This window comes from Tumebacillus flagellatus, assembly GCF_000714935.1.
GTDB lineage: Bacteria > Bacillota > Bacilli > Tumebacillales > Tumebacillaceae > Tumebacillus > Tumebacillus flagellatus.
In genome coordinates this window covers 1-11807 of sequence record NZ_JMIR01000055.1, presented here as the reverse complement: position 1 = coordinate 11807, position 11807 = coordinate 1, and the positions used below count along the sequence as shown (strand labels likewise).

Genomic DNA, 11807 nt, shown 5'->3' with positions numbered 1-11807 from the left:
ACCCCCGAGACGGTTACCCGCCTACTTGATTTCGAGTCAAGCTCCTTCGACCAAACTCGGACATCTCTCCATTTGTGATGCATTTCGTTTTTCATCACCGTATCTCGCGGCGACAGGTGTAAATATAACATGTCCCCCGCAAGAGAATCAAAAACACATTTCGATCAAAATCGCCAATCTGCACGAGTTATGTTCACCAATCTCTTTCGGAACCCGTGTTTTCTGCGAATCTGGGCATCCGCCCGATTTCTTCTCAACCCTTCACCACACCGCTTCTGTGCTCATATCCATAGGGTGACGAATGCCCCACAAGACAAATGCCCCTCAACCAAACGCATACAAGGAGCGTGACCCGCAGTGCCGAAAAAGTACAGCCAACAACCGGATGTTCAACTCATTCCCTACTACGAGTATGACCCGAGCATCCATAACATTGAATACCGCTACTTTGAAACGCCGGAGTACCAAAACGCGGTCAACCAATTCTACACCAACCTCTACACCCAACAGCTGCAACAGCAACAAAGCCTCGGCGACTTCCGCGGCCAGTACGACTTCCGCCGCCCGCCCTACGGCTACGGCTATCACCCGTACGGCTACCATCCGTGGGGCTATGGCGGGTACCACCCGTTGGGCTACCATCCGTGGGGCTACGGCTACCATCCGTACGGCGGCTATGGCTATCAGTACGGCTACCACAAAGACGGCAGCCACTCCCGCTAGCACGAACCCCCTCTCTGTCCAAAAAAGCCTCCATTCCGCCGCAAGAGCGACGGATGGAGGCTTTTTTTCAAACGCATCGCTCTGTTGCGATGAAAAAAACCTCCACCCCGCCGCAAGAGCGGCAGATGGAGGCTTTTTTCATCGCAACAGATTACTTCACAAAATGCACGACGTTCCCCGCGCAAGTCGGGCACAGCGTCGGATGTTCCTCGTTTTGACCCACTTCCGGTGTCACTACGCGGCAACGCTCGCACGTTTCGCCCTCAGCCGCACGGACGCGCACCGACAGTCCGGTGTACGCCGTGGCATCGGACGGAACTTCCGCGCCCGGCTCGAAGACGTGCGCGTGCGATACGCCCAGCACTTCTTGGAGACGCGGAGTTGCTTGCAGCACTGTCAAAGTAGCCGCATCCGGATAGAGATCGACGGTTGCCGTCAAGGATTTGCCGATCACTTTCTCTTGACGGGCGATCTCCAGCGCTTTGAGCACTTCGTCGCGCACGTTCAAGATCTCTTCCCACTTCTGATCCAGTGCCGCGTCAAACTTCACAGCGCCCTGGTAGAACTCGGTCAACTGCACGCTTTCTTCTTCCGCGCCCGGCACGTACGCCCACACTTCGTCTGCGGTGTGCGTGAGAACCGGAGCCAAGAGTTGCGTGAGCGCGACGAGGATGTGGTACATCGCGGTCTGCCCGGAACGGCGTTCCAGCGCGTCCGGCGCCACGGTGTACATACGATCCTTGGAGACGTCAAAGTAGAAGTTCGAGAGCGTGACGTTGCAGAAGTTGTTCATCTCGTGGTAGACCGCGTGGAATTCGTACGCATCGTACGCTTTCACCACGCGCTCGCGCACTTGCTCCAACTTGTTCAGCGCCCAACGGTCGAGTTCCATCAACTGTTCCGTCGGTACGAGGTCTGCGCTCGGGTTGAAGTCGTTCAAGTTGCCGAGCAAATAGCGGAACGTGTTGCGGAACTTGCGGTAGACGTCGGCGACTTGCTTCAAGATCGCATCGTTGACGCGGGTATCGGCACGGAAGTCCACCGATGCCACCCACAGACGCAAGATGTCAGCGCCGTACTGCTGCATGACTTTCAGCGGGTCGACGACGTTGCCAAGCGACTTGGACTGCTTGCGGCCTTCGCCGTCGAGGGTGAAGCCGTGCGAGAGGATCGCTTTGTAAGGAGCTTGCCCGCGAACGGCCACCGCCGTCGAGAGCGACGAGTTGAACCAACCGCGGTATTGGTCGGAACCTTCGAGGTACAGGTCGGCCGGCCATTGCAGTTCCGGACGCTCATCAAGCACGGCCATGTGCGAAGAACCGGAGTCGAACCACACGTCCATCGTATCCGTTTCTTTGCGGAACGTCGTGCCGCCGCAGGAGCAGGTCAAACCGTGCGGGATCAGCTCGGAAGCGTCCTTCTCAAACCAAATTTGCGAACCGTGTTCTTTGAACAGCTTCGAGAGTTTGTCGATCGTGGAGTCGTTGATGATCTCCGTGTTGCAATCGTTGCAGTAGAAGATCGGGATCGGCACGCCCCACTTGCGCTGACGGGAGATGCACCAGTCGGTGCGGTCGGCGATCATGTTGTGCAGACGCACTTCGCCCCAAACCGGGCTCCAGTTCACTTTTTTGATCTCTTCCAGCAGTTTGTCGCGGAACTTGTCGATCGAGCCGAACCATTGTTCCGTCGCGCGGAAGAACACCGGGTTTTTGCAACGCCAGCAGTGCGGGTAGCTGTGGCTGAGGTCTTTCTCCACGAGCAGGTTGCCGGATTCGGTCAGGTCCGCGATGATCGCTTTGTTCGCTTTCAAATAGAACTGGCCTGCGTACTTGCCCGCTTCTGCGGTGAATTTGCCTTGGCCGTCGACCGGTGCCAGTATCGGCAACTCGTATTTGAGGCCGACCAAGTAGTCTTCCATCCCGTGTCCCGGAGCGGTATGCACGCAGCCGGTGCCGGATTCGAGGGTGACATGGTCGCCGAGGATGACGAGCGATTCACGGTCGAGGAACGGGTGTTGGCAGGTGACACGCTCAAGCTCTGCGCCCTTGACGGTCTTGATCACGTTCGGCTCCGCTTCCACGCCGGCAGTTTTCAGCACCGTGCCGACCAATTGCTTCGCGATCAACAAGTTTTCGCCGTTCACTTCCACGAGGTCGTACTCAAAGTCCGGGCCGAGCGAGATCGCCACGTTTGCCGGAAGCGTCCACGGAGTCGTCGTCCAGATGACGATGTAGGTGTTCTCGGTCGGCAGCACGCCTTTGCCGTCCTTGACCGCGAATTTCACGTAGATCGACGGAGACACTTTGTCCGCGTACTCGACTTCCGCTTCCGCCAGCGCGGTCTCACAAGACGCGCAATAGTAAACCGGTTTCAGACCTTTATAGATGTAGCCGTTCTTCGCCATCTCGCCGAACACTTGGATTTGGCGCGCTTCGTAATGCGGCAACAAGGTGATGTACGGGTTCTCCCAATCGCCGCGCACACCGAGACGCTTGAACTGCCCGCGTTGACGGTCGACGAAATCCATCGCATAGTCGTAGCACATCTGGCGGAATTCGGTCACCGGCACTTCATGGCGGTTGATGCCCTTGTTCTTGATGATCGCATGCTCGATCGGCATCCCGTGCGTATCCCAGCCCGGCACGTACGGAGAGTCGAACCCGGACATGGTTTTGTATTTCACGATGATGTCCTTGAGGATTTTGTTCATCGCATGGCCGATGTGGATGTCTCCGTTGGCGTAGGGCGGGCCGTCATGCAGGACGAACTTCGGTTTGCCCGCTTGCTTGGCTTGCACTTTCGCGTACAGGCCCATCTCTTCCCACTTCTCTTGGATGCCCGGTTCGCGCTGCGGCAAGTTGCCGCGCATCGGAAACTCGGTTTCCGGCAGATTCAGGGTCTTGCTGTAATCTGGTTTCTCCATCGTTGTGTCACTCCTTCATGTATGAAAACAAAAAAGTCCCTCGGTCCCTCTGCGCACATTGCACGCAAAGGGACGAGAGACTTTGGTTTCCCGTGGTACCACCCTGATTGCCGCTTTGGAAAAAACGGCCGCTCATTGAGCCCTGTAACGTAGGCCAGCACGGTGAAACTTACTACCGCCCTTGCTGAAAAAACCATGAAAAAGAGGCGGGTTCAGTCCACGACTCCCGGGTGATTTTCCCGATTGTTCCCTTTGCCGGTTTCCACCCTGCCCGGCTCTCTGGTAAAGTTTCCAATCGCTACTCTTCCCGTTCAACGTCGCATGTTGAATTGCACGTATTATATGATAGCTTCCCCGAAACTGTCAAACCTTATTCTTCGACGCGAATGGTTTTCTCGTCGAGAAGATGGTTCCATTGCTCGCTTTCGAGCAGTTCGAGCTGCGCCGTAACCAGCGATTTGAAACGAGCGCGGAAAACAGACGCCTGCTTTTGGATCTCGTCGATTTCCATCGCCATCTTGCGAGACTTGACGAGCGATTCGTTGACGATGCGGTCTGCGTTCTTCTCCGCTTCCTTGATGATCAGTTGCGCTTCCTTGCGCGCGTTGGCTTTGACTTCCTCGGCCGTCTCTTGCGCGACGATAATCGACTTCGAGAGGGTATCTTCAAGGTTCTGGAAGTGCGTCAGGCGGTCTTCCAGCGTGGCGACCTTCTCTTCGAGGAGGCGGTTTTCGCGGATCAGGGCTTCATAGTCCTTGATTACGCGGTCGAGAAATTCGTTCACTTCGTCTTCGTTGTAGCCACGAAGCGAACGGCCAAATTCCTTGTTATGAATATCGAGCGGAGTCAGCATGCGATCCGGCACCTCCATCAATTCCTGTACAAACTTGAATAAGAAAAAACAACACTGCCACCACTATTTCGACAGCATGTGACGAACTCCTGCCAAACCTAGATATATTTTCCGACTTTTATGACCGTTCGGCCTTTCTTGGTCTGTCCGCCGACTTCGAGTATTTTCACCCGCCCGTGTCCGCGCAGGGAGATCACGTCTCCCTCTTCGACCGGCGTCGCCGGGTTCTCCACCGTCTGCCAGTTCAACTGCAGCTTGCCGCTCTTGATCGGGTCGACGACCTTCGTCCGCGACAAGTTAAACGCGTCGGACGCCACCGCATCGAGCCGCAGCGACATCACGGTAAAGTCTTTCTCTTGAAACTCGCGGTGCACCGCCCGAAACTGCGTCCGGTCGATCTCCCGCACGGAGACGGCGGCTCGTCCCACCTGACTCAAGTGCAAACGCACAAAGTCCGCCATGTCGCGGGAGACGACGATGTCGCACCCCTCGTCCGACACGCTGAGATCGCCGAGCTTTCCGCGTTTCATCCCAAGCCCGACCAACGCGCCCAAGTAGTCGCCGTGCGAGAGCTTCACAAACTCTCCCGGAATTTCAATCCGCAAAAACGCCAGCTCAAAATCCGCCTCTTCCGGCACCCAGTACGACGGGGCAATCAGCGCGCGCTGCCGTTCCGCCGCTTGAGGTCCGCCCGCGAAACGCACTTCCACATCGGCGTGACGACGCACGACCGACAGGGCGATTTTTTGCTGACGGGGGTCGAGGAAGTCGGTGAGCGAAGGCGACTGGCGGTCGTCCACACGCTCCGCCAAGTCGATCATTCGCTCCACGAACGGCCGTTCTTCCGGTCGGAAATGCATCATGATGCCGTCTTGTTTCATGCAAGTCCCAACGCTTTCAGCAAGAGCCAACGGACGCCGTTTTCCACGAAGACCCGCCAGACAAACAGCGCCACGATCGGCGAGAAGTCCATATAGCCGCCGCCCAAGCGCACCGCGGGGATGAACCGGCGGAAGATGCCCAAGTACGGCTCGGTGATTCTGTACAGAATGCGCCCGACGATCGTGCGTTGGATGTCGGGAATCCACGTGAGTATGATCGAAGCAAACAGCACGTAGTAATAAATGTCCATCACTTTCATGATGTAATAGGCTGCTACGACCATGAAGTCACCTCGTTATTTTTATCGTTGGTTTCGAAACGGTTGCTCAGTCGCGGCAGAATTCTCCATCAGGTCGCTGATCGAACCTTGGATGTCGATGTTCTCCGGCGCGCAGAGGAAGATGTTGTGTCCCAGTTTCTGCAGCGTTCCGCCCAGCGCGTACGTGCAACCGCTGATGAAGTCGATCACCCGCTTCGCCACCTCATGCGGCGCTTTGTGCAGGTTGACGACGACCGGACGGCGGTTGCGCAGATGGTCGGCGATGCTCTGCGCGTCGTCATACGTCTCCGGTTCCGCGAGGTAGACGCGCACTTGCTTTTGCGTATGCAGGGACACCACGGTGCCTTGGCGCTTCAGCGGAACGACACCGTCTTGCTGTTGTTGTTGCGCCATCTGTTGTTGCTCTTCGATCAGTTCTTCTTCCCGACGCGGCTGCTCTTCATCGGCCAGCCCGAGAAACGACATGACTTTTTGGAACATGATCTCTGCCCTCCTTATTTGACGAGCACGCTGCCGAGGCGCACGAGCGTTGCGCCTTCCTCGACAGCAACTGAGTAATCACCCGACATGCCCATCGACAGCTCGCGGGCCGATGCGGGCAACCATCCCTGCGCGATCATGTTGTCGCGCAATTCCCGCAAGCCGCGAAACACCGGACGAGCGTCCTCCGGGTTCGTTGATGCCGGAGCCATCGTCATGAACCCGCGGATGTCCACGAAATCCAGACCTTGTGCTTCCTGCAAAAACGACGGAACTTCCTCCGGCGCAAATCCGCTCTTCGACTCTTCGCCGGAGACGTTGACCTGCACCAGACACGGAACGGGGCGCCCGATGGAAGCGGCCCTTTTTTGAATCTCCAAAGCCAAGCTGGAGCGATCCACTGAATGTATCCAATCAAAACGTTGCAGCACGTCTTTGACTTTCTTGGTTTGCAGGCTTCCGATATAATGCCAGCGCACCTGCTCCTGCAACTCCGGCGCCATGCCCTCCATCTTGGGCAGCGCGACTTGCAGGCGGTTCTCGCCGATGTCGGTCAATCCGGCGCGGACGACAGCTTCGGTTTGTGCGGTGTCGATGTACTTCGTCACCGCCACGATCGTCACATCCGCCGGGTCGCGCCCGACGCGGGAACAAGCCTGTGCGATTTGCGAACGAATTTCTTGCAAGCGCTTTTCGTAGTCCATCATTGCCCTCCTGCAAGCCAATAGGTACTTATACGATCAATCGGTTAGTTTTTCCTGCAAGATCGCGACAATCCCGGCATGACGGCCGGTCTTGCCCGCTTCCTTGCGGTGGGAAAAGTACGTGTCCACCCGGCAACTCGTGCACGCGTCCTCGCGGTGGATGTTTGGCTCCGGCACTCCCGCCTCGCGCAACGCGGTGACGTTGGCGAGCCACAAATCCAACTGCCAGCGGCCGTTGTCGTTCGGGGTCAGCAGCGTTTCATGGTCGTCCGGAAACGCCTCGCGCACTTGCGACGCCACGCGCTCGTCCACTTCGTAGCAGCACGGCCCGATCGACGGTCCGATGCGGACTTGCAGGTGCTCCGGGTCGGCTCCGTACTCAGAAATCAACGCGCGGACGGTGCGGGCGGCGATTTTCTTGACGGTTCCTTGCCAGCCCGCGTGCGCGCAGCCGACCGCCGTCACGTCCGGTGCGGAGAACAAAATCGGCACGCAATCGGCCGCGTACGTCGTCAGCGCCACGCCGGGGACGTTCGTCACCAGGGCGTCGGTCGCCGGGAGCATGCTTGCCAAATCGCGGGAGCCGCGTCCCTTGTGCTCCTCTGTGACTACAGTTACAGTGGAGCCGTGCACTTGCTCGCCTGCCACCCATGCGTCGAGCGGCAGTCCGAGACTCTCGCCGACGCGGGTTCGGTTCTCGACGACCGCAAGGGCGTCGTCGCCGACGTGCAGACCCAAATTGCAGCTTGTATAAGGAGCCGCGCTCACCCCGTCTTGGCGGGTGGTGAAGCGGGCGATGATTCGAGATGTCATCAGGCTCACCTTTCCTCTCACTCCAAATCGTACCACACCTGCTTCAAAAAGAAAAAGGGGCTCCCGACACGGAATCCCCTTCTCTTTTTTCAAAACGCTCGCTCAAAAACCGCCGGAGCTCGATCCGTTGCCAGGCGGCAGATAATGCGATTCTCCCGCCCCGCGCAACTCGACGAGCACGACGTCGGCGCCGATTTTTACAATCTGGCTCCACGGGATCACATGATCCTGCCCGTTGCCGAACATCCCGAGAAAACGGCCGCCGCCCGGCACGATGATCGAGCGCACCATCCCGTTTTCCAAATCAATGTCAAGGTCGCCGATCTGACCCAGCCGTTTCCCGTCGGAGATGCTGACGACATCTTTCGCTTGCAACTCGGAGATTTTGACCATCAGACTCGCCCCTTCCTCTTTTATGTATATGTCCGAAGCTCGGAAAATGAAAAAAAGCCGCGGACTCTGCCGCGGCTTTTTTCTATGCTTTTATGAATTTGTGCATGTGGTGAATGGCGGCTTTCTCCAAGCGGGACACTTGGGCTTGGGAGATGCCGATCTCTTCCGCCACTTCCATCTGCGTTTTGCCTTCGAAAAAGCGCATCGAGAGGATGCGTTTTTCCCGATCGTTCAGCTTGGTCAGAGCTTCACGAATGGAGATCTCCTCCACCCAGAGGTTGTCGTGGTCTTTCTCGTCGCTGAGTTGGTCCATCACGTAGATCGGGTCGCCGCCGTCGTGGTAGATCGGCTCAAACAGCGACACGGGATCTTGGATGGCATCGAGAGCGAACACGACATCTTCCTTGGGAACGTCCATCGCTTCGGAGATTTCCACAATCGAGGGCTCGCGCAGGTTTTGGTTGGTCAGACTGTCGCGGACTTGCAGCGCCTTGTAGGCGATGTCGCGCAGGCTTCGACTGACGCGAATCGGGTTGTTGTCGCGCAGATAGCGTCTGATTTCACCGACGATCATCGGAACCGCGTAAGTCGAAAACTTGACGTTTTGGCTGAGGTCGAAGTTGTCAATCGCTTTCATCAAGCCGATGCAGCCCACTTGAAAGAGATCGTCCACATACTCGCCCCGGTTGTTAAAACGCTGGATGACCGACAACACGAGGCGGAGGTTGCCGTTGACCAGTTTTTCACGGGCGGACAATTCTCCTGCTTGCAGTGCAACGAATAGTTCACGCATGACGGCATTGGTTAGAACGGGAAGCTGTGCTGTGTTTACGCCACAAATTTCAACTTTGTTACGTTTCATAAGATAACTCCCTCCATTCAGCGTCCGCCTCAGTTGGAGACAGTATGAGCCAGTGGAGGGAGAAATATGCACTACAGCATTTTGTTGAATTCTTTCCGCAAGCGTTTGATGATGCGCTTTTCAAGACGCGAGATGTAGGACTGCGAGATGCCGAGCAAATCGGCGACGTCCTTTTGCGTCATCTCTTTGCCGTCGGTGAGGCCGAAGCGCATCTCCATGATCTTGCGCTCGCGTTCGGTCAGTTTTTCAAGTGCCTTGTAGAGCAGTTTGCGGTCGACTTGCTCCTCGATGTTGCGGTAGATCGTGTCGTTCTCCGTGCCGAGCACGTCGGAGAGCAGCAGTTCGTTGCCGTCCCAGTCGACGTTGAGCGGTTCATCAAACGACACTTCGGAGCGTATCTTGTTGTTGCGGCGCAGGAACATCAGAATCTCGTTCTCGATGCAGCGCGAGGCGTACGTTGCCAGTTTGATTTTTTTCTCGGGGTCGAACGTGTTGACCGCTTTGATCAAGCCGATCGTGCCGATCGAGACGAGGTCTTCGATGTTGATGCCGGTGTTTTCAAACTTGCGCGCGATGTAGACGACGAGGCGCAAGTTGCGCTCGATGAGCACGGCGCGCACCGCTTCGTCCTTGCTCGGCAGTTTCTCCAGCAAGAACTCCTCTTCTTCGCGGGTCAGCGGCGGCGGCAGGGCCTCGCTTCCTCCAACGTAGTAGATTTCCTCCGGGGTGCCGCCGAATTTAAACAGCAAGCGCAGGAACAGAAGACGTGCTTGCAAGCGCATTTTCAAAGGGATCGGCAATCTCATAGGGGTCGTCTCCTTTCGATTAGCTGGCAGCCGGTGCGGGCTGAGTGGTAGTTTCCGGTTCTGCGGCGTCGCCGATCATCGCCGGGTGCAGGATCGCGCGGTAGGAACCGTCGGCCGCGAGCGGTTTGGGATTCAACCCGATCAGCACTTTGCGGCACGTATGAACTTCGCCCGGCAAGTCGCTGGCGGTGAGCTGCACCGCGTCCGGCCGGAACGACAGCAACATGCCCATCACGCCGCCGACGCCCCGGTACGGGACGAGCCGCATCCGGGCTTGCCAATCGCCCGGCAGTTCGAACTCGCCCAGAGCGGAGGCGGGGTCGGTATTTTTTTCAAAAGATTGCGTAAGTTCTCGGGGTAAAACGTCCCGCAGGAGATCCCAATCCAGCACCATGACAGGCGTGCGGGAGAGCGGATCGGTCAAGGCGTTGCCGGTGTCCAGCAAGCCGGTGAAACTCACGCGGAAGTCGCCGATCTGCACCTCCACGTCCCAGAAGTTTTGTTCGCGGTGCTTGGCTTTGCCAAGGCGTGTCCACGCGCTTTTGCCAAGCCAGTAGACCAGCGGCATCGCCGCGACGATGAGGACGAGCGTGGACGGTTGCAGCCACGCGATCCGGCCTTTGACGATCAGCAGGCCGTTTTTCATCGAGATGTTTTGAAAAAGTCCATTGGCCGCATACGCCGCGCCGCCCATGAGAAACGAGGCGAGGTAGAACAGACCCAGCAGTTTGCCGAGCTCCCATACCCCTTTGGGGCGAAACGCGACCCAGACCATCAGGATCGAAAACAACACTTTGCAGACAAACGACAACAACACAGACAACGCCGGTACGAATAAAAAAAGAGCGTACGAGGCTCCGATGGCCGATGCGCCGATCATCCGCCATCCAGTCACTTTGCGACGGGCCAGGAACGCCGTCACGAACAGAATGAACCCATCTAAGACGAGGTTGATCACCCAGATGACATCTAAGTAGACAACGGGCATTCGTCATCACCTACCAAACAGGTTCGCCGATTGCCCCCAGTATAGTACAAGTCTATTGCGGAGGGTGTCAAAACATGACACTCACTTGAGAAAAAGTTTCGTCAAAAAAAGCACCCTTTGTCGGGTGCTTTTCGCTACATCACATAATGTCGGTTCATCGTGCCGAGGACGCGGACTTGATGACCGTACGTTTTGACGATAGAGATCGCTTTTTGCATGCGCTCATCCTGCCATCCCGCTTCCACTTCGAGAAAAAACTGATACGTCCCGAGCTTTTTGCGCGTTGGACGGGATTGGATGTGCGAGAGGTTGAGCTGAAGGCCCGCAAACACGTTCAGCACGGAGGCGAGCACGCCCGGCTGATCGAATTCGAACTGCAGCTGCAAGATGGTGCGTTCGGTCGACGTGAACGTCTTGCCGGCGCGGCGGACGACGATAAAGCGCGTGAAGTTGTCGGGCACATCTTGGATGCCGGCGTGCAGCACGACCAAGCCGTTGTTCTGTGCGGCAAGTTCGGTGCCGATGGCGGCTATGTCTGTGCGGCCGCTCTCCGCCACCTTGGCGGCGGCGGCGGCGGTGCTCTCGAAGTTCTTCACGGCCGCCCCCATGTGGTGGATATAGTGTCGGCATTGCGCGAGCGCTTGCGGGTGCGACCAGATCTCGCGAATCTCTTCGCGCTTGGTTCCGGTGACCGCCAACAGGTTTTGGCGAATCGGCATGATGATCTCCGCTTCGACAAACAGATCTTCATGCAGCGCGAGGCTGTCGAGCGTCATGGTGACAGAGCCTTCAATAGAATTCTCGATCGGTACGACCACGCGGTCGACTTCTTTCTCCGCGAGTGCACTCAATGTGTCGAGAATGGACGGAAAGAGGCTCCACTCGACATCTTCCTCGACAAAATACCGTCGTGTTGCTTCTTCCGTGAACGTGCCCTTCGGGCCTAAACATCCTACTCTCACCTAAGCTCATCTCCTTTTATGCAAAAAAACTCGATCCCTCCAAGGACCGAGTCTGCGATGTCATACAAGTTGTTGGTGCGGTCAAGAGGACTTGAACCTCCACGGGGTTGCCCCCACAAGAACCTGAATCTTGCG

General features: G+C 57.1%; 13 protein-coding genes and 1 other annotated feature. Of the genes, 1 reads left to right on the top strand and 12 read right to left on the bottom strand.

What is annotated here, in order from left to right:
• Window positions 1-357: 357 nt before the first annotated feature.
• The gene (locus EL26_RS26325; RefSeq protein ID WP_038094561.1) at window positions 358-723 is read left to right on the top strand and encodes a hypothetical protein; all 366 of its coding nucleotides are present in this window, start codon (window positions 358-360) and stop codon (window positions 721-723) included.
• 151 nt (window positions 724-874) lie between these two features.
• Here the strand turns inward: EL26_RS26325 and ileS are convergent, their stop codons facing one another.
• From ileS to pheA, 12 genes are all read right to left on the bottom strand, one after another.
• Complete coding sequence (gene ileS, locus EL26_RS22400) at window positions 875-3649, bottom strand: isoleucine--tRNA ligase (protein ID WP_038094560.1); 2775 nt, start codon at window positions 3647-3649, stop codon at window positions 875-877.
• Window positions 3650-3714: 65 nt separating this feature from the next.
• Window positions 3715-3973, bottom strand: a binding site (T-box leader).
• 46 nt (window positions 3974-4019) lie between these two features.
• Window positions 4020-4502, bottom strand: coding sequence for a DivIVA domain-containing protein (locus tag EL26_RS22395; RefSeq protein WP_038094559.1), 483 nt, complete (start codon window positions 4500-4502; stop codon window positions 4020-4022).
• Between the two features lie 98 nt (window positions 4503-4600).
• Window positions 4601-5383: a YlmH family RNA-binding protein gene (locus EL26_RS22390; protein WP_038094558.1), complete on the bottom strand. Its 783-nt coding sequence runs from the start codon at window positions 5381-5383 to the stop codon at window positions 4601-4603.
• Entirely contained in the window at window positions 5380-5667 is a 288-nt protein-coding gene (locus EL26_RS22385; RefSeq protein ID WP_052036714.1) for a YggT family protein, read from the bottom strand. The genes EL26_RS22390 and EL26_RS22385 overlap by 4 nt, the downstream gene beginning before the upstream one ends.
• A gap of 18 nt (window positions 5668-5685) precedes the next feature.
• The gene (locus EL26_RS22380) at window positions 5686-6144 is read right to left on the bottom strand and encodes a cell division protein SepF (protein WP_052036713.1); all 459 of its coding nucleotides are present in this window, start codon (window positions 6142-6144) and stop codon (window positions 5686-5688) included.
• Window positions 6145-6158: 14 nt separating this feature from the next.
• Window positions 6159-6848 carry a YggS family pyridoxal phosphate-dependent enzyme gene (locus EL26_RS22375; RefSeq protein ID WP_038094557.1) on the bottom strand — a complete coding sequence of 230 codons (690 nt, stop codon included), beginning with the start codon at window positions 6846-6848 and terminating at the stop codon, window positions 6159-6161.
• 36 nt (window positions 6849-6884) lie between these two features.
• Window positions 6885-7661: a peptidoglycan editing factor PgeF gene (pgeF, locus tag EL26_RS22370; protein ID WP_052036712.1), complete on the bottom strand. Its 777-nt coding sequence runs from the start codon at window positions 7659-7661 to the stop codon at window positions 6885-6887.
• A 102-nt stretch (window positions 7662-7763) separates the two neighbouring features.
• Window positions 7764-8054, bottom strand: coding sequence for a YlmC/YmxH family sporulation protein (locus EL26_RS22365; RefSeq protein WP_038094555.1), 291 nt, complete (start codon window positions 8052-8054; stop codon window positions 7764-7766).
• Between the two features lie 82 nt (window positions 8055-8136).
• On the bottom strand, window positions 8137-8916 hold the full coding sequence (gene sigG / locus EL26_RS22360; RefSeq protein WP_038094553.1) for an RNA polymerase sporulation sigma factor SigG: 780 nt from the start codon (window positions 8914-8916) through the stop codon (window positions 8137-8139).
• Window positions 8917-8987: 71 nt separating this feature from the next.
• Window positions 8988-9710, bottom strand: a complete 723-nt coding sequence (sigE, locus tag EL26_RS22355) for an RNA polymerase sporulation sigma factor SigE (protein WP_038094562.1) — start codon at window positions 9708-9710, stop codon at window positions 8988-8990.
• A 31-nt stretch (window positions 9711-9741) separates the two neighbouring features.
• On the bottom strand, window positions 9742-10710 hold the full coding sequence (gene spoIIGA / locus EL26_RS22350; protein WP_038094550.1) for a sigma-E processing peptidase SpoIIGA: 969 nt from the start codon (window positions 10708-10710) through the stop codon (window positions 9742-9744).
• A gap of 134 nt (window positions 10711-10844) precedes the next feature.
• Window positions 10845-11672, bottom strand: coding sequence for a prephenate dehydratase (gene pheA / locus EL26_RS22345; RefSeq protein ID WP_038094548.1), 828 nt, complete (start codon window positions 11670-11672; stop codon window positions 10845-10847).
• Between the last annotated feature and the right edge of the window lie 135 nt (window positions 11673-11807).

Coding starts and splice junctions, on each gene's coding strand:
- ileS (WP_038094560.1), bottom strand. CDS start 3,649: ATGGAGAAACCAGATTACAGCAAGACCCTGAATCTGCCGGAAACCGAG.
- EL26_RS22395 (WP_038094559.1), bottom strand. CDS start 4,502: ATGCTGACTCCGCTCGATATTCATAACAAGGAATTTGGCCGTTCGCTT.
- EL26_RS22390 (WP_038094558.1), bottom strand. CDS start 5,383: ATGAAACAAGACGGCATCATGATGCATTTCCGACCGGAAGAACGGCCG.
- EL26_RS22385 (WP_052036714.1), bottom strand. CDS start 5,667: ATGGTCGTAGCAGCCTATTACATCATGAAAGTGATGGACATTTATTAC.
- EL26_RS22380 (WP_052036713.1), bottom strand. CDS start 6,144: ATGTTCCAAAAAGTCATGTCGTTTCTCGGGCTGGCCGATGAAGAGCAG.
- EL26_RS22375 (WP_038094557.1), bottom strand. CDS start 6,848: ATGGACTACGAAAAGCGCTTGCAAGAAATTCGTTCGCAAATCGCACAG.
- pgeF (WP_052036712.1), bottom strand. CDS start 7,661: ATGACATCTCGAATCATCGCCCGCTTCACCACCCGCCAAGACGGGGTG.
- EL26_RS22365 (WP_038094555.1), bottom strand. CDS start 8,054: ATGGTCAAAATCTCCGAGTTGCAAGCGAAAGATGTCGTCAGCATCTCC.
- sigG (WP_038094553.1), bottom strand. CDS start 8,916: ATGAAACGTAACAAAGTTGAAATTTGTGGCGTAAACACAGCACAGCTT.
- spoIIGA (WP_038094550.1), bottom strand. CDS start 10,710: ATGCCCGTTGTCTACTTAGATGTCATCTGGGTGATCAACCTCGTCTTA.